The following is a 16,399-nucleotide window of genomic DNA, read 5'->3' as shown; positions in this document are numbered from 1 at the left end:
TCAGATGGCCAGATTGATACCCAATATCGATGTTGATGAAATCGATTTAAAACCGGAACGAGATGTAGCGCGAGCGCTCGTCGATCAGTTGCCAAACAATGTGCTCGTGCTGCACAGTTACCCTTGGCTGCGACCTGACAGAAATGATCGAACAGGAAAAGTTACTCTGATCGAAGGCGAAGCAGATTTTTTGATCGTATGGCCAGAGATGGGTATTTTGGTTGTCGAGGTAAAAGGAGGAACCATTAAATACGATGCTGATAACAGAGGTTGGTTTCGTGAACTTGGAAGTTATTCCAAGCCTATAAAGGACCCTTTCGAACAGGCCAGACGAAACTCGCACCAGATAGTGGGTTTAATCAGCAATCGAGTATACGGAGGAAACTCTCCTCCTTTTTCTCACGGCTATGCCGTTATCTTTCCAGATTGCATTTATAGCGGTGCGCTCCCACCAGGCGCAGATGCTGCCATTACACTCTCTTCTAATGATTTGAGCAGCATCGCGGACAAGGTGGCTCGTGCCCTTCGACAGTGGGCCAGAACAGCCACACCCTACGCCTTTTCTAAAGAAGAGCTCGGCAAAGTCCAACGAGCCATTTTGCCAGCGTTCAATATTCTGCCAGTTCTTTTCCGAACCATTGAAGAGCAAGAGGAAAGATTGATCCGACTCACTGACGAGCAGATCAGGTTGCTTGCATTTTTGGGAGACAATAAGCGGGTAGCAATCGAAGGCGTTGCGGGATCGGGAAAAACGATGCTTGCCAAACGCCAAGCAGAAACCTTTGCTGAAAAAGGTATGAAAACACTTTTCGTCTGTTTCAACAAGGAACTGGCGAACTGGTTGAAGCAAGAGCTACCTGGTGAGCTAGACGATTTGGTTCATGTACATCACTTCCATGCGCTGTGTGCACAGTTATGTAGAAGAGCGGGCATTGGCTTCAACCCTCCTGAACGAAATAGTGAGCATTTCTGGAAAGAGGAAGCGGCATATTTACTATTGGATGCCCTCGAATTCATTCACGAGCAATACGATGCGGTCGTCGTGGATGAGGCTCAAGATTTCTATCCGGATTGGTGGGAGCCTCTGGAGCAATTGAATGAAGCCAAAGAGAACGGTTTTTTGTATGTGTTCTATGATCCCGCACAGAATCTCTATAACGATGGAAAAGTCTTCGTGCCAGCAATGGGCGAACCATTTCGCTTGCCAACCAACTGCCGAAACACTAAAGCCATATCGGGAACCTGTTCGAAGATTCTAAAAAGGGAAATAGCGACACATCCGTTGGCCCCGGATGGTGTGTCTACGGAGTTCATCACCGAGAAAAAACACAAGATTCCTCCCGCTATTGATTCCATGGTCAAACAGTTGATCGCTGTAGACAAGATTTCTTGCTCCCAGGTTGTGATCCTTTCTCCTAATCGGTTCAAAAATTCTTGCTTGAACGGATTAAACAAGATTGGAGAGCAAAAACTGACTTTCGATACTTCCGAGTGGCGACATGACGAAGGAATTTTGTTTTCTACGATTCGCTCTTTCAAAGGTTTGGAAGCAGATATCGTGATACTCGTGGATGTCGTCGAGCCCGGCTCTGTCGAGCATTTTGGAATTTCCGATTTGTATGTCGCCTGTTCGAGAGCGAAGCACATACTCAAGATAGTTTCCGATAGAAAGATAGAAGACCTTATTGTTTGAGATCTGAATATGAATGAGAAATCTCCAGTTGGAGAAGTAAGACCGAGCCAACTCCTCTGGACCTATGGTCCAGGTGCATTGGTTGATTTACCCAACCTTTCGGTAGTGACGATGGGAATCAATCAGTGGGAGAAAGATCAATGCCCGCCTATCGAAGAGGCAAGGCTACTGGCTGCGGTTAGAAGAGTATTAGGCCCACAAGTCGATACGCTGCGGATGCCTCCGTTTCATAAAAGTGAACAAGTCGATGTGTGGTCGGCTGAAGCCCATATAGGTGTGCCAGTACGGCCGTTCCCGAGGTGGTTACGTTGTGTGAAATGTGGATTACTGTCGGAATACGATGTCGGTCTCTTCGAAATAAAGGAAAACCGTTATCGACCTGAGCAAACTCGATTCGTGCACAAGGCCTGTAAAGGTTCAAAAGGAGATCAACCGGCGAAGGATGCCGATGCCGTCCCAGCTCGTTTCCTTTTAGCCTGCCGAAATGGACATTTGGATGACTTTCCATGGCATTACTTCGTTCATAATGGCCCTTCAGATTGTAAAGGGACACTGCGCTTCTTCGAGAGTGGTGCATCCTTGCAAACCGAAAACCTCTGGGTGAAATGTGATGCGTGTGGTGCGTCTAGAAATATGGCCCATGCGTTTGGCCAGGCTGGAAGAGAGAATCTTCCCGCTTGTAGAGGCAGGCACCCTCATCTAGACGTTTTTGAAGATAACTGCCAGGAAGAAGCGCGAGCTGTTTTGCTTGGTGCAACCAATTCATGGTTTCCCGTTACGCTATCTGCTTTGGCCATTCCTCTCTCGCGAAACCCAATCTCTCAAATGGTCCAGGACGGGTGGGACTATTTTGAAGACCTAGCGTCCGAAGCTGAAGTCGCTATTACAGTCAAAACTCTTAAAAAGACGGGTGCCTTGCCGGGTATCGATAAACATGATCCAAAATCTATTTGGGAAGCAATTGAGGCCTATCGGTCTGGCGCCGCAACAGACGTCGTTTCGGAGTCTGATATCAAAGGCCCGGAATGGGAAGTGCTGACCCATCCGAATCCCCCCACTGACTGGCCTCACTTTTTAAGTCGGCGAGTCGAAGTACCCAAGGGATTTGAAGTTCAGATCACTAGCGTGCTACAGCTGGAGAGACTTCGTGAAGTGAATGCACTGATTGGTTTCACTCGGGTAGAAGCGCAGGAAGGTGGGGCTGGGGCCGTCGGTGGCCCGGGAATGGCAAATCTGAGTCGCACGCCCCCAGACTGGGTGCCTGCGAGCCAAGTTCATGGTGAAGGAATTTTTATTCGCTTTGACGAGGAATCTTTAGTTAAGTGGGAAGCGCTACAATCCGTAAAAGAAATCGAAGCCAAGCTTTTCGAGGGGCACAGGGGATGGCGTAATGCCCGAAGATTGGAGCCGGATGAAGAGTTTCCTGGAGTCAGGTACGCAATGCTCCATACGTTGGCTCATCTTCTGATTCGTGAGTTGGCCTTGGAGTGTGGGTATAACGCAGCAAGTATTCGGGAGCGTATTTATGCGGATACGAGCAGTAGCGATCCACAAGCCGGAGTTCTAGTATACACCGCTGCGGCAGACTCGGACGGTACTTTGGGTGGGCTGGTCGACTTGGGCAAACCGGAAAACCTGGGTCGTCTGCTGAACCAAGCTCTCAACCGAGCCAGGATATGCTCATCAGACCCCTTGTGTTCCGAACACCATCCTGGAAAAGACCAATCACTACACGCAGCCGCTTGCCATGCGTGTTCCTTTGTTGCAGAAACATCCTGCGAGCGTGGAAATCGGTATCTCGACCGAACTCTTCTGGTTCCAACTTTAGAAAACACTACTGCAGCTTTCTTTGGCGATTAATTTGATGAACCAACTGATGGAGGCTGTTACTGATCTCGCTTCTAACGTCTCACCAGAGAGGCTTGATGTGATTGCAAAGGATATTTCCAAGATCACTTCAAGTGATTTTCATAGCATTTCCGTGCGTAACATAAGCACGCCTGTGGTTCGACAGTTAGTGGAGAATCTTTTCGACGCCTGGAAACGATCCCCAGTGTCGGCATTGGAATTGGCCGCAATGCTACGAGGAGCGAGTTGTGCCTATCTGAAGGCTAAGCAGGACGTTACGGCTGAATTGATTTGGTCCGGGCCCAGGACACCGATTGTGTCAACCCGACAAACCGAACAAGCCTTACTTGAGGTCATTGATTCAGCTGAGGACAGCCTCTTTATAGTCAGTTTCGTTATTTACAAAGTCCCCCTGATTTTCAGGGCAATCGAAGCTGCGATAAACCGAAAGGTGTCCGTATCTATGTTGCTCGAATCCTCTGATCAGCATGGGGGGTCTATATCGGTTGATGCAATAGGGAAAATAAAAGCAGATTTACCTGATGTTACACTCTATTGCTGGAACGAAAAAAAAGATGACTTCGTTGATGCCAGAGTACATGCAAAAGCTGCGGTTGCGGATCGCAAGAAGTGCTTTGTATCCAGTGCGAACCTAACCGGCCATGCGATGGACAAGAATATGGAAGCTGGTGTGATGATTACTGGGGGGTCAGTTCCAACAACTTTGCAAGATCAACTAACTGCGATGATTACAACCAGGATCATTCGAGAGGTTTAAATCAAGGGAACCATTTTACTATACAGCCAAGATATTCACTTATCGCAATTTTTACTTCGATTTCTGCTCCACTCGATGATGTAACATATCTATAGGTGTTTGGCTGAACTATTATCCATCCAGCATGGTTAATATCCTGACCGGAAATCATACGTTGCATTGCCCGGCTGCCAACTTCTGGCCACATGTCAAAAGTGGTAACACTTTCAAAGTTAGAACGCTGCACTTCAGTTAATACATGAAGTGGGAAGAACCAAATGTCATCAGGTTCAAAGGAAACAAGTTCATGCAGCTCATAAAGCGCATGCCCTTGGGCCAGTTTGATTAATACCGATTTGACGCGATCCCACTCAGGTTCAAATACTGTATTTCCATCAATAATCGATATGGATGCATCTATTCTGGTCCGCAAAGAACCCTGCCGTTTAAGAGTTTTCGCAATCCTTTCCCTGGTAATCTTTTCAGGATCTGTGGACCCAGCCTGAACACAAGCGATGAGGCAGGCCAAATATTCTTCATCAATCGAAAAGCTGCTATTACAAGCAAGACAAGCTGATACCACAGGTAGATTTTCTGGAAAAGGCTTGTCAAGAAACACCTTTGACGGACAGTGATCCCTTGTACCGGTCTCACCACCACAAAATGCGCAGTATTGTAATGTACGCTCGTCGCCAAAATCCGTTAGCTGTTTCATGTGTGACTCACATATATACCAAGGTAAAATACGAAGTATTGGTAGCTATAATTACATGCATATTCTCAGGTAAACTCCGTAAGAATGAAATCAGGCATCAATTTACTATTGCTCGACCTTGAGTGCACCTGCAACGATCAGCCTCCCTTGCCAAGTGAGGATATGGAGATCATTGAGATCGGTGCCGTGGTTGGAAAGTTGAGGTTAGATTCCTTTGAGCTGTTGGGAAGGCGACAAATATACGTGCTTCCGCAGTGGCACCAAGCATTGACACCATTCTGTAAAGATCTGACTGGTATCCAGCAGCAGGATGTAGATCAGGCACCACCATTGAAGGAGGCTATTCAATTACTGGAATGTTGGATGGCTGACTACGACGTTAGAATCTGGGGGAGTTGGGGGAAATTTGATCAGCGTCATTTCAGCTCAGAGACAAGGCTCAAAGAATTGCAGAGCCCCCTGGAGCCGCTTCAGCATATCAATATGAAGCAGCTATTCGCCAGGAAGCGTGGCCATAGGGTTGGACTCGCACGGGCAGTCCAGCTATCCGGCCTTGAGTTTTTGGGGCGGCATCACTCAGGTGTGGATGACGCCAGGAATATTGCCCAACTTCTTGAGAACGACGGGCTTTTGAGAGAGGCAGTATTGGCCAGACTCTAGTCGTTGCACGAGCGCAACGCGCGAACTTGCGGTCGAAAATTGACCTGCACGACAGATAATTTTAAAATTGCCGTCGACCGGGTATGAGTCCCCCTGTCGTAAAACATGTAATGGGATCTGCGGTGCGCCAGAGGTGGCCAGCGATAAGAGCAAATTGCCTCGTGACTTGAGAGCAGCAGGTCATTCTTCATAGGGAGCGACTTTGAAACCCGAGGGTTGCCCCCCTTACCCCCTAATAAAAGATCTCTTTGTCCCCAATGGCCTCGTGGATATCGAGTATTCGCCTCGGCTCCGCCAGGGGATCGAGGTCATTAGCCACTTCTCGGGCCCAGGAAAGCCACTCGACTAATCGCGGGTCATCACAGCCTTTCGTCTCAAAAGCTGTGATCAAGTGCTTCAGCTTGGTGACTTTGTCGAAAGTGTCCGCGAGTGAAAAAAGCCGTTCTCTGCATTCTTTCTCAATTCTTTGCAATCGGGCCTGTTCTTTCCGTACAGCCTCTTGTTTCTCATATTCCAAGCGCCGTTTTTCATTCTCAATAGTTCGCAGCCGGCTGTATTCAAAGGCGCGGCTGAAGCCCTGCGTTATGGTGCTCAACTGATGTTCGATCAGCTCAGTGCCGTTGTCTTTCCACCTGACTTTGAATCCCGGTGAGTAGAGTTCTATAGCAAACTCTATTTTGCCGGTCGACTTATAATAGGGGGGCGAGTAAGACAGAAATGAAAAATCCGGCTCATTTCGCCGACTTGTTCGTTTTCCGGTCTCTGTTTGTGAGTTCCTTTCACTAACGGACATTTTGGTAACGAGCTCTTTGATTTCAAACGAGAGGATCTCGTTTCCGTGTTTGAAGCCCCAACTTGCAGCCGTATCAGACCTTGACGCATATCGCTCTACAAATGACCATCCTATTGAGCCAAACAAAGTAATCATGCCTTGCAGAAACAAGCATGCACGATCAAAGGTTTCAGGTGTCACTTTGAAACCAGGATTTGCCGTCAATCGTGGGAAGGTAACCCGACCGTAGTTATCGATATTTCTCCGCTTGCCGCTTTCCTTGTAAGCCTTTCTGCATGCGGCAACCACGGAATGATAACGATTAACTTGTTCCGGGATGGTATACGCGAGCGCCTTTTCAAATTGCTCTTCGGTCAAATGCGAGGCGGGAGCCTTTACAGCTATGACGGTATCCGATTTTGGCCAAAACATCACAGTCTCCAATTCCGGATTTGTGTTCCTCGGCAAAGGCGTCCGTTTTACCTTGTGGCCATTTTGAACTTTCGCCCAATAGCCAACTGGCGGGCATGGAATATTGTGTCGTAGGCACTTCTTATTCAAGCCTTTGTCGCTTAAATTAAATTCTGCCGCGAGATTCGATACTGGTTTTGTCCAAACAAGCTCATACAACTCTTCCCGTGTCATTAGTTTAGGTTTTGCCATTTCTTACTCTCCGGCTCGGCGCATTAACCGTTCATTATCAATGAAGATCTGCATATCTACTGAGCGATGGGCAGAACCTTTATATGCTTATCAATCGCATCCACCACGCTTCTCGCATGTGGCAGATTGGTCTTCTCAGCCGCCCAATGTTCATGGAAGAGCGCTATAGTTTCACGAGCTGTGTCGAGCACCAATTTTTCAGGCAGCATGGCCTTGGCCGCCATATGCACAAGCTCATCAAAGCTGAATTCATCGAATCGCTTACTTCGGCTGACCTTGAGTGCCATGGCGTTATCTTTGATATACGGAATGGTTGAAACAAAGTCATAAGCAGGCGCAATTGAAGCGATGCGGGGATCGTTGTAGATCAGCGACCAGTTCTTGAGATGCATGTCTGCATTTCCGATCAGCGCGTTAAAGACGATGCGTCGGATCAGCTCAGCCACATCACGCTCGCCGCCCTCTATGCCAATTACATTGGCAATATTACGCATTGTGGCCTTTTTGTATTTATCGTGCGGATAGACGCCAAAGATTTGCGCAAAGTCCTCGATATGGATAGCTGAGCCGTCCTCAGCGCGATCAAAACGCTTAATCGAAAACGCCGTATTTCCGTATCGCTCTATACCGGCGGGGATATTCTCGACCTCTTCAATCTTGATCAGCTTGTTGTCCGGCACATCTATGCCGACCAGACGCGCAAGCTCCATCATCGAGAACTCGTTCTCCGGCACGCCTTCATGCGCACTCCAAGGCAACTTGACGATCCAAGAGCCGCCCGCACCATCAACCGGTACGGTTAGTCCGCCATTTGCTTGCTTGATGGCTGAAAATTTCAGCTGCACACCGGCCAGTGAAAAGCGTAACGCCCTCTCCCTCTCTGAATGTTTCTCCAGCGGCTCATGCACATTAGGCGGCAGCATTTCACCATCGGCGGGCTCGACAGAAATTGCCCCTGGCAGATCCTGACCAAGCACCCACAGCAAGAAAAACTCACGCTCTGGATTCACCCCCGCTCGCTCCGCCAGATACTTGCGCATAGCGTCTTCGGGCAGGAGGTTTGAGAAAAACGGCATCAGTTGTTTTTGATACGTTTTGAAATCCGTGATCAGCTCACCAAGGCTATCTTTAAAGCCAAGACTTAAGATGGGACGGTTTTGATTAGCGATATATTCTTCGGTAAATGCGAATAACGAGCGGTCCGAACCAACATTGGTGATCGTGCCGATCAGCTCGCCATAAAGGCGTATACTTAATGTGCTAACCCTACTCATCGTCATCGCTCTCATCGAGACTATAAGCCGGTTTGGTAGGTACAGAAGGTATAGGGATATGAACCGCAAGATTTCTGATGGAACGCAGCTGCTCTTCTGATCGCCTTAAGGCCTCATCAACCCCAGAGTTCTCTGCCAAAGCTTCTTGCAACACCTTGGTCGAGTTTTCAATTTTCTCTAAAGTTTTAGCCCTGGGCTGCAATCGTTCAATCTGGCGGCTTATTCGCTGAATAGACTCAAGCTCTTTTGATAGCCCAGAAGTTGAACGCTGCTTAGCAGCTTTGGCTGCTACCTCATCTAACGCCGCGAGCTGCATATGAATGCGTTTTTGTATCTGTTCGTAATCTGCGCTCACACTGCTACGCACAATCGACTTGACGGCCGGCACGCTCTTTTTAGGCACAAGCTCCAGCTCAAGATCCAAAACGCGCGCCAGGGCAATCAGGCTAGAAACCCTAAGGTCAACGCCGCCCTTCTCAATCTTGGAAATATGGCTTTGCGGCACACCCGACTTGGCGCTTAGCTCTCGCTGGCTTAGCCCCTTACGCTGGCGCGCTTCGCGCAAACTCTTCAATATCTGGTCATTCAAATAGCTCATTATCTACCTTTATATATCATGAAGGCTATTTTGATCACCTATAGTAGATCATTAAGCATGCAAATCCAAAGATTCAGATCTGCTAAAACAGATCATGATATAGATTTATATATAAAATAACGATATATAAAGATAGATCAAATAATGATCCTTGATCTATATTGATAGATCAAAAACCTAGAACGTACAGCCTGCCGTTCACGAGAGTTGGAGCAAAAATGCACAGAGAGAGCGGCCATCCAGGGTAATGCTCCTTCCCCCTATCCCTTTCAGGCGCCTGGTTGAATGGAGAGGAGCATTGCAGTGCAAATGGCACACTTGATCCAATTAGCCCGGATTTTCCATGCACACTTTCTTTTCCGCATTGTGCGAAAAACTCTGCTTTTTCTGCTGTTTAATAATGGGAAGAATACCCCACCCCATAGCAGACATTTGCATGCAGCGGTGAAACGAATCAGGAGAATCCATGACTACCCCCGCAGAAATACTGAAATTCTGGTTTGGCACAGATCAGCTGGAAGAACCGGTGGACGAAGTTCATCAACGGCGTTGGTTTACCCGCGATGAGGCCTTTGATCAGGAGATTGAGGAGCGATTCGGCCAACTGGTGGAATCAGCTATCGCCGGCGAGCTGCACGACTGGCGGGAGTCCCTGGCCGGTGAACTGGCGCTGGTGCTTGTATGCGATCAGTTCCCGCGGAACATCTACCGCGGCACCGCGCGCGCATTTGCCGGGGATCCGTTGGCCCTGGAAGTTGCCCTCGCCGTGATTGAGAGGGGTGATGACACCCAGTTGGGGCTCTGCCAGCGCGCCTTCCTCGGTATGCCGCTGGAGCACTCCGAGAGCGGGTATATACAGGTCCGCTCAGTGGACTACTTCAACCGCCTGCGCATGGATTATGTCGATGGGGCGAGCGGTGCCGCACAGGCCGAGAGCTTCTATCAATTCGCTGTTGCCCACCAGCGCGTTATCGACGAATTCGGGCGCTACCCCCATCGAAATGCGTCGCTCGGCCGTGAATCGTCTACTGCGGAGCAGGAATGGCTGGATCAGGGAGGCGGTTTCTGATGGATATGCTGTCCTGGCTTTCCCTGGCGGGAATCTGCGCTCTGGGCGCCATGAGCCCCGGCCCCAGCCTGCTGATTGTGCTGCGCTGTGCCGCTGCCGGCTTCCGTCAGGGGCTGGCGTGCGCCATTGCCCACGGCGGGGCCATAGCACTCTATGCCTGCCTGACTGCGTTCGGGCTGGCGGCGCTGGTCACCCATACCCCCATGCTCTTCGCCATCCTTCAGTGGGGCGGCGCGGCCATGCTGGTGTATCTCGGCTGGAAGGCCCTGCGCGCTCCCGCGCCAACAAGTAGCACCGCGGTAAACACTCCAGCTCCAGAGTCCGTTTCCGTCTCACGGGCGGCGCTACAGGGTTTCGGTATCGCATTCTTCAACCCCAAGGTCGCCATCTTTTTTACCGCCCTGTTCAGCCAGTTCGTTTCCGCCGAGCAAATGCTCAGTACCAAACTTGGCATGGCAGGCCTGGCCGCCGGCATCGACGCGATCTGGTATGCGCTGGTTGCACTGCTGGTGACCCTGGGAAGCGGGCGTGGCTGGCTCAGCGCTGGCGCCGCCCACCGCCTTCAACAGGTATTCGGGGTATTGCTACTGGGGCTCGCCGCACGACTGGTATTTAGCCTCTAATAAAAAAGCCCTGATTTTCAGGGCTTTTTTATTACCGAACTATTCTCAGTCTGCAACCGCCCCCGGCCAGATTACCACCCTTCCATCCGGCTCCTTGAATACCCGCACCGGCAGCGACTGCTCCAGCATGGCCACCAGCGTATCCGCCTGGTCTGCGTTGAAGGCGGTGGTCACGCGCAGGTTTTCCAGTTCGCGGGTGCCGATGACGATGCGGTTTTTGCGATAGCGGTTGGCGTCGGCGACGATTTCCGACAGCGGTGCGTCGCGGTAGCTGAATTTCCCCTGGCGCCAGCCGGCGACCCGGGTGGCGTCTACGGTGTTGACGCGGCTCAGTTGTTGCTCGCTGACACGGACCTGTTGCCCAGCGGTGAGGCGGACCTTGGGAGCCTCAACAGCACCGGCGGATTCGCGGTCGCGACTGGCCACATCGACCACGCCCTCTTCCACGGTGACTTTCACTTCCGGATTCAGCTTGCTGCCCGCATTGACGTCAAAACGGGTGCCGACTACGCGGATCTCGGCACCGCGGGCGCTGACGAAGAACGGACGCGAGGGATCCTTGGCGATGTCGAAGAAGGCCTGACCGCGCAGGAGTTTGACCCCGCGGCGTTCATTGCTGAAGTCGCTTTCGATGGCGGTATCACCGCCCAGGGTAATACGGCTGCCGTCATCTAACGTGATGGTGCGCACCTGGGCGAGTTCGGAGGTGTAGGCTTGTGCAGCCGGTTCACCCTGCCAGGGGGCCAGATAGACCACGCCCACAGCCAGCATCAGAGTACAGGCGAAAGCGAAACCACTTACCGGGCTGATGCCGAAGTAGTTGTTGAGTCTGTCGAGCAGACCGGCGAGACCACCGGGCTGGCGCAGACGGGCTCCCTCACTGCCAGCGGCGAGTGCGGCGAGACTGCGGTCGATCAGCTGCAGGCGCTGGTAGGCTTTGCGGTTTACTGCCTGTTGCATCCAGGCGTCGTACGCGGACTGTTCGTCGGCTTTGAGGTCGCGCTCGCCGCGCAGCATAAACCAGGTGCGGGCTTCGGCTTCCACCAGCCGGATATCGGTCTGCGGGTGACTGTTGCCAGTCGTCATCACACTTCTCCATCGTGTGCACGCAGCGCTTCCTGGCACCCCGCCAGGGCTTTCGCCACGTGCTTTTTCACTACTGTTGCCGAGAGCCCTTCCCGCCGCGCGATTTCCGCGTAGGAGAGGCCGTCGACACGGTTCATCAATAACAGCCGCCGGCGCTTGTGGGGCATGTTCCAAAGGGCACTGTTCACCAGGCTCAGAAACTGCCGGCTGACGGCCACACGTTCAGGACTCAGGCAGTCCTGCTCGCGATCGGGGTCGTCCTGAACGGTCTGTGCATAACTCTCGCGCACCTGCCCTTTGCGCAGGGCATCTATGGTGGCGTTGTGCACCGACCGGTAGAGGAAGGCCCTGACGTGCTCGATATCGCCGACGCGAAGCTGTGGCGCCATGCGCGCGAACGCTTCCTGCACCAGATCTTCCGCCTCGCTGTAGGACAGTCCAAACTTACTCACCGCGTACCGGCACAGTTCCTGCTGATATTCGCGGTAGTAGTGATCCAGATCCCTGTCGCTATCGGTCGCCAATTGGCTCGCCCATGCTGTCGCCATGGATTCTCTTCACCATCGTTTTTATGTTTTGTTTTGTCGTTGCTCTTCTGTATCTGTGCCGGGAGCCTCTTCCGGACACCGGATTCTTTCTCTCGCCGATGAAACGGCTGAGCAGGCGGAATCGTCCCCCCTGCGTTGAAGATGTTTGGAGCTTATCCATTCAGTCGAATTTCATGCCAACACGCAGGCCGAAGATACGCGGCGCGCCGTAGTAGTACTCGGGGCTGGGGATATCAGCCTCGTGCACGTCATTGGCCACGGCTTCATTGGTGAGGTTGTCGCCATAGAGGTCGAGCCACCAGTTGGCGGAGGCGGGCTCAAACTTGAGACCGGCGCTCCACAGGCTCCACGCCGCCTGGCGGTCGACATTGCGCGCGGGGCCGGCGGGGTCCGGCACCCATTCGCCACTGCCATTATCCAACAGCATGCCACGGCGATCGCCGCGATTAGCCTCGTCGAAATACATGTCGCCGGCATAGCGCAGTCCAACGCGGGCGGTGGCGCGCCCCCAACTGCCCAGAGCAAGACCGTGGCGGTAATTGAGGCCGAGACTGATCTCCGGCACCTGCTTCAACCGGTTGCCACTGAAATCCACCAAGTCCGGAATGTCGGGATTGTCAGCGCCGGGGTTCCAGGTCTGGCCGTGCTGTGGGAACTCGTTATCCACAGTGAGGAAGCGGTTGTAGCGGGCATCGAGCAGCGACAGGAAACCGGTGAGGCGTCCGTTCGGGCTGCTGGCCCAGTTGAGTTCCAGTTCGAGTCCGCGGATGGTGGCGGAGGGGGCGTTAATACTGCGAACCAGTTCGGTGCCGTCCTCCTCCACGGCGACCCCGGATACCTGAAGGTCGCGGTAGCGGGTGTCGAACAGCGCGCCGTTCAGGGTCATAGCGCCACCCTGCAGACCGAGCTTGAATCCCAGCTCGATATTGGTGCTGGTCTCCGGGCCGACGAAGGCGGCGCCGCCGTTGTTGCGCTCGATCAACGCTTGCAGTGCGGACTGGTACGCCGGATCGTCAGCGCCATTGTAGACCCCACTGAGTTTGGCGCCGTCCTGCACTATGCCCGGCTTGAAACCCTCGGCGTAGTGCAAATAGAGCATCGCCTGATCCGTTGGGCGATAGGTGAGGCGCGCCATGGCGGTGGTACTGTCCCAGGTGCGGTCGACGTCGTTGTAGTTGGCGACAAAACACTGGCCGTCGGCGGCGGACTCCCGGTTGACCGCGATCTCCCCGAGTTCGCCGCCGCGATCGCTGCGGATCAGGTCCGGGCAGGCGATGTTGCGCCCGCCGCGGTCGTAGCGCTGGTCGCGCCCGCTTCTGGCGCCGGCACTGATTTCCCACGCCTGGCTCAGATCGTAATCCACTTGGCCGTAGAAGGCGCCGAGACGGGTGCCGCGGTTGGGCTGCTGAAAACTGTGGGCGGGGGCATCGCCCCAGCCACTGCCATCGGCTTCCTGATGTTCCAGATCAAAGCGGATGGCGTTTTTCTCGGAGAAACTGAAGTAGGCCAGCAGCCAACGCAGCCGCTGTTCATCGCTGCTTTTCAGCTGCAGTTCGTGCTGGCGGGCGCGGTATTCGGACCAGATGGTGCGATTGCTCTGATGGTAGATGGCCGGGTCGGTTTCGCTGCCCACCGCACCGCTGCGATCCTCATCCCAGTCCTGGCTGCGCTCGTTTAAGCCGTAGCCGGCGATGTACGCCAGCGATGCGCCACCGGGCAGTTCCAGCTCCAGGCGGCTGCGCAGGGCGTCCTGGTCGAGGCGGGTGCGCCCGGGGGTATCGATCATGACGGCGGTGTCGTAGTCCACCAGCGGCACGCTGCCGGCGCCGCGATCTTCGAACCGCTCGTAACTGAGCCACCAGTTCAAACCACTATTGATCTGCCAGCTCGAACTCAAGCGGTGGCTGAAGAGATCGGTGTTGTTGTAGCGGTGGGCGCGCGCGGCCCAGGCGGAGCCCTCGGCATAGTCGATATAGCTGTCGGCGCGCTCGGCCGCCGCCGCCCAGCGCAGGGACCAGTCGTCGGTGAGCGGCGCGTTGGCCACGGCACTCAGCTTGCGCTGGCGGTAGCTGCCAAGGGAGACGGCGACACTGGATGACCACTCGGATTCCGGGCGCGCGGTGTGGTAATTGATCACTCCACCGGTGGAGTTGCGCCCGAACAGCGTGCCCTGCGGGCCGCGCAGAACTTCCACCCGGTCGAGGTCGTAGAGCATGACGGCCGAACCCTGCACCCGGCTGCTGAAAATGCCGTCCACATGCGTGGCGACACCGGAGTCGCCGGCCTCGGTATGATTGTCGGAACCCACCCCGCGCATATACAGCATGGAAGCGGTGTGGTCCCCATTTCTGGCCACCTGAAGGCTAGGGACCTCCGCCGCCAGTTGCTCCAGGCTGTCGATGCGGCGCTCTTCGAGCGTGCCACCGCTAATGGCGGTTACCGTGAGGGGAGTGCGCTGCAGGTTGGTGCGACGCTTGCTCGCCACGACCTCCACTTCCTCCAGCAGGGCAGGGGCGGGCACCTCCTCCTGCGGTTCATCTGCGATTCGCTCTTGCCGCGGCGGCAGGATCACCATGCCCTGGCCGTCGACCCGCCGGTAGCGAAACTCGGTGTGCGCCAGCAGCAGCCCCATTGCGGCCTCGGCGGAATACTCGCCTTTCACCGGCGGTGCCTGGGTATCCGGAATGGGGGAGGACTGTTGACCGGAAGTGGCCACCATCACGGCGAGACCGGTCTGGCGGGAGAACGCCAGCAGTGCCTGATCCAGCGGTTGCGTGGGTATTTCGAAGAAATAGGTGATTGCAGAAGAAGAATGCGCTTCGACTTCGGTGCGGGTACTTGCCGGCAAATCCTCCACTGCCACATCCGGTGCCGCTTCCGTGGCAAAAGCGGTCGCCGAGGCACAGCAGTGTGCCGTCAACACTAGGGCGCGGAGTGACCCGAAGCAGGTCTTGGGCATAGGCGTGTCGTCATCGCTGTATCCCGCGGGTTGGCGGGTTTCCGGCTACGCGATGGCGGCCCTTGCGTACTGGCTGCCACTCTCGTCACGCGTCCGGTTGATTATTGTTCTGGCCGGAAAACATACAACAACAATCAACGGTGTGACAAGTTAGGACGCATGGCGGAGCAGAAACCAACCCCCTACTCAGCCACCAGCGTCTCGCAGCGGAAGTGACTGCCGCCGTCGGCGCTCAACTCCGCGGCCAGCGGTGGCAGTAGCGCTTCCATCTGGCCGCGCAGGGTCCAGGGCGGATTGACCACGATCATGCCCGCCGATGTCATGCCGTGACCGGCTGCGTCGGCGCGCACGCCCAGCTCGAACAACTGGATATTGCGGATGCCGGAACTGCTCAGCTGCTTTTCCAGGGCGTCGATACGGCGGCGGTCCACTACCGGGTACCACAGGGCGGTGACGGCGTTGGGCATTTTGCGGTGAATCAGCTGAATGGCGCCCACCACCCGCTGGTAATCCTCCTTCTGCTCATAGGGGGGGTCGATCAGTACCAGTGCGCGGCGCGAGCGGGTCGGCAACAGCGCTGACAATCCCTTGAGGCCGTCTTCCTCGCGCACCTGGCACTGGCGCCTGCGGGCGAGGTTTTTGTGCAGATGCTCCGCGTCGGCCGGGTGCAGTTCGAACAGCCAGGCCTTATCCTGGGGCCGCAGCATTTCGGCGGCGATCAGTGGTGAACCCGGGTAAAACTTCAGACGCTTTTCCGGATTCAGCTCGGCGATGAGCTGCAGATAACTTTTTAGGCCCGGCAAATCGCTGTGATTGAACAGACGACCGATGCCGGTCATGTACTCGCTGTTCTTGCGCGCCATCTCCGAACCGAGGCTGTAGAGGCCGGCACCCGCGTGGGTGTCGATATAGTCGAATGGAGTGTCTTTCTTCTGCAGGTAGGAAATAATTTCCATCTGTACGCAATGTTTGAGTACATCGGCGAAGTTGCCGGCGTGGAAACCGTGGCGGTAACTGAGCATGGGGCCATCCGGGAAAACAGGGAAACCACACTGCGGTGGTGAACATCGGCAGCACGGGTGAGACGAGCTTAGATCAAATTCTAGGGCCGGCGACTTTAGGGGCCCTGGCGGC

General features: G+C 54.2%; 14 protein-coding genes. 6 read left to right on the top strand and 8 right to left on the bottom strand.

Features of this window, described 5'->3' with window-relative positions; all coding sequences use genetic code 11:
* Positions 1-4 precede the first annotated feature (4 nt).
* From FDY93_RS03385 to drmC, 3 genes are read left to right on the top strand one after another with little or no spacing between them, the layout of a single operon-like run.
* Positions 5-1,693, top strand: coding sequence for a nuclease-related domain-containing DEAD/DEAH box helicase (locus tag FDY93_RS03385; RefSeq protein WP_138234335.1), 1,689 nt, complete (start codon positions 5-7; stop codon positions 1,691-1,693).
* Positions 1,694-1,702: 9 nt separating this feature from the next.
* On the top strand, positions 1,703-3,553 hold the full coding sequence (gene drmB / locus FDY93_RS03380; RefSeq protein WP_138234334.1) for a DUF1998 domain-containing protein: 1,851 nt from the start codon (positions 1,703-1,705) through the stop codon (positions 3,551-3,553).
* Between the two features lie 4 nt (positions 3,554-3,557).
* The gene (drmC, locus tag FDY93_RS03375; protein ID WP_138234333.1) at positions 3,558-4,319 is read left to right on the top strand and encodes a DISARM system phospholipase D-like protein DrmC; all 762 of its coding nucleotides are present in this window, start codon (positions 3,558-3,560) and stop codon (positions 4,317-4,319) included.
* Between the two features lies 1 nt (position 4,320).
* Here the strand turns inward: drmC and FDY93_RS03370 are convergent, their stop codons facing one another.
* The gene (locus FDY93_RS03370; RefSeq protein ID WP_220446083.1) at positions 4,321-5,013 is read right to left on the bottom strand and encodes a hypothetical protein; all 693 of its coding nucleotides are present in this window, start codon (positions 5,011-5,013) and stop codon (positions 4,321-4,323) included.
* Positions 5,014-5,097: 84 nt separating this feature from the next.
* Between FDY93_RS03370 and FDY93_RS03365 the strand changes: the two genes are divergently transcribed.
* A complete protein-coding gene (locus FDY93_RS03365; RefSeq protein WP_138234332.1) occupies positions 5,098-5,673 on the top strand; it encodes a 3'-5' exonuclease in 576 nt (191 codons plus the stop codon).
* Between the two features lie 232 nt (positions 5,674-5,905).
* On the opposite strand, the gene FDY93_RS03360 is transcribed toward FDY93_RS03365, so the two are convergent.
* Genes FDY93_RS03360 through FDY93_RS19690 form a run of 3 tightly spaced genes read right to left on the bottom strand, consistent with a single transcriptional unit; the run spans position 5,906 to position 8,980 of the window.
* Positions 5,906-7,108 carry a hypothetical protein gene (locus tag FDY93_RS03360; protein WP_138234331.1) on the bottom strand — a complete coding sequence of 401 codons (1,203 nt, stop codon included), beginning with the start codon at positions 7,106-7,108 and terminating at the stop codon, positions 5,906-5,908.
* Positions 7,109-7,164: 56 nt separating this feature from the next.
* The gene (locus FDY93_RS03355; protein ID WP_246068442.1) at positions 7,165-8,382 is read right to left on the bottom strand and encodes a type II toxin-antitoxin system HipA family toxin; all 1,218 of its coding nucleotides are present in this window, start codon (positions 8,380-8,382) and stop codon (positions 7,165-7,167) included.
* Positions 8,375-8,980 (bottom strand): helix-turn-helix domain-containing protein, encoded by a 606-nt coding sequence (locus FDY93_RS19690; RefSeq protein ID WP_246068441.1) that lies wholly within the window; start codon positions 8,978-8,980, stop codon positions 8,375-8,377. Before FDY93_RS19690 ends, FDY93_RS03355 begins: the two co-directional genes overlap by 8 nt.
* Positions 8,981-9,446: 466 nt before the next feature.
* On the opposite strand from FDY93_RS19690, the gene FDY93_RS03345 reads away from it, so the two are divergent.
* Together FDY93_RS03345 and FDY93_RS03340 are read left to right on the top strand one after the other, a co-directional pair.
* Positions 9,447-10,049, top strand: a complete 603-nt coding sequence (locus FDY93_RS03345; protein ID WP_138234329.1) for a DUF924 family protein — start codon at positions 9,447-9,449, stop codon at positions 10,047-10,049.
* Entirely contained in the window at positions 10,049-10,672 is a 624-nt protein-coding gene (locus tag FDY93_RS03340) for a LysE family translocator (protein WP_171018873.1), read from the top strand. The genes FDY93_RS03345 and FDY93_RS03340 overlap by 1 nt, the downstream gene beginning before the upstream one ends.
* Before the next feature lie 45 nt (positions 10,673-10,717).
* Here FDY93_RS03340 and FDY93_RS03335 read toward each other — a convergent pair whose 3' ends face one another.
* The 4 genes from FDY93_RS03335 to FDY93_RS03320 form a co-directional block, all read right to left on the bottom strand.
* Positions 10,718-11,758 (bottom strand): FecR family protein, encoded by a 1,041-nt coding sequence (locus FDY93_RS03335; RefSeq protein ID WP_138234327.1) that lies wholly within the window; start codon positions 11,756-11,758, stop codon positions 10,718-10,720.
* Positions 11,758-12,306, bottom strand: coding sequence for an RNA polymerase sigma factor (locus FDY93_RS03330; RefSeq protein WP_138234326.1), 549 nt, complete (start codon positions 12,304-12,306; stop codon positions 11,758-11,760). The genes FDY93_RS03335 and FDY93_RS03330 overlap by 1 nt, the downstream gene beginning before the upstream one ends.
* Before the next feature lie 160 nt (positions 12,307-12,466).
* The gene (locus FDY93_RS03325; RefSeq protein ID WP_138234325.1) at positions 12,467-15,265 is read right to left on the bottom strand and encodes a TonB-dependent receptor; all 2,799 of its coding nucleotides are present in this window, start codon (positions 15,263-15,265) and stop codon (positions 12,467-12,469) included.
* 182 nt (positions 15,266-15,447) lie between these two features.
* Entirely contained in the window at positions 15,448-16,287 is an 840-nt protein-coding gene (locus tag FDY93_RS03320) for a 23S rRNA (adenine(2030)-N(6))-methyltransferase RlmJ (protein ID WP_138234324.1), read from the bottom strand.
* Positions 16,288-16,399 lie beyond the last annotated feature (112 nt).

Origin of the sequence: Microbulbifer harenosus, assembly GCF_005771435.1 — a bacterium.
Classification (GTDB): Bacteria; Pseudomonadota; Gammaproteobacteria; order Pseudomonadales; family Cellvibrionaceae; genus Microbulbifer; species Microbulbifer harenosus.
The sequence above is the reverse complement of the archived record's forward strand: the minus strand, read 5'-3'. Positions and strand labels throughout refer to the sequence as shown.

Excerpts from the sequence above, each read along its gene's own strand:
- FDY93_RS03385 (WP_138234335.1), top strand. The coding sequence starts at position 5 with ATGGCCAGATTGATACCCAATATCGATGTTGATGAAATCGATTTAAAA.
- drmB (WP_138234334.1), top strand. The coding sequence starts at position 1,703 with ATGAATGAGAAATCTCCAGTTGGAGAAGTAAGACCGAGCCAACTCCTC.
- drmC (WP_138234333.1), top strand. The coding sequence starts at position 3,558 with ATGAACCAACTGATGGAGGCTGTTACTGATCTCGCTTCTAACGTCTCA.
- FDY93_RS03370 (WP_220446083.1), bottom strand. The coding sequence starts at position 5,013 with ATGAAACAGCTAACGGATTTTGGCGACGAGCGTACATTACAATACTGC.
- FDY93_RS03365 (WP_138234332.1), top strand. The coding sequence starts at position 5,098 with ATGAAATCAGGCATCAATTTACTATTGCTCGACCTTGAGTGCACCTGC.
- FDY93_RS03360 (WP_138234331.1), bottom strand. The coding sequence starts at position 7,108 with ATGGCAAAACCTAAACTAATGACACGGGAAGAGTTGTATGAGCTTGTT.
- FDY93_RS03355 (WP_246068442.1), bottom strand. The coding sequence starts at position 8,382 with ATGAGTAGGGTTAGCACATTAAGTATACGCCTTTATGGCGAGCTGATC.
- FDY93_RS19690 (WP_246068441.1), bottom strand. The coding sequence starts at position 8,980 with ATGAGCTATTTGAATGACCAGATATTGAAGAGTTTGCGCGAAGCGCGC.
- FDY93_RS03345 (WP_138234329.1), top strand. The coding sequence starts at position 9,447 with ATGACTACCCCCGCAGAAATACTGAAATTCTGGTTTGGCACAGATCAG.
- FDY93_RS03340 (WP_171018873.1), top strand. The coding sequence starts at position 10,049 with ATGGATATGCTGTCCTGGCTTTCCCTGGCGGGAATCTGCGCTCTGGGC.
- FDY93_RS03335 (WP_138234327.1), bottom strand. The coding sequence starts at position 11,758 with ATGACGACTGGCAACAGTCACCCGCAGACCGATATCCGGCTGGTGGAA.
- FDY93_RS03330 (WP_138234326.1), bottom strand. The coding sequence starts at position 12,306 with ATGGCGACAGCATGGGCGAGCCAATTGGCGACCGATAGCGACAGGGAT.
- FDY93_RS03325 (WP_138234325.1), bottom strand. The coding sequence starts at position 15,265 with ATGCCCAAGACCTGCTTCGGGTCACTCCGCGCCCTAGTGTTGACGGCA.
- FDY93_RS03320 (WP_138234324.1), bottom strand. The coding sequence starts at position 16,287 with ATGCTCAGTTACCGCCACGGTTTCCACGCCGGCAACTTCGCCGATGTA.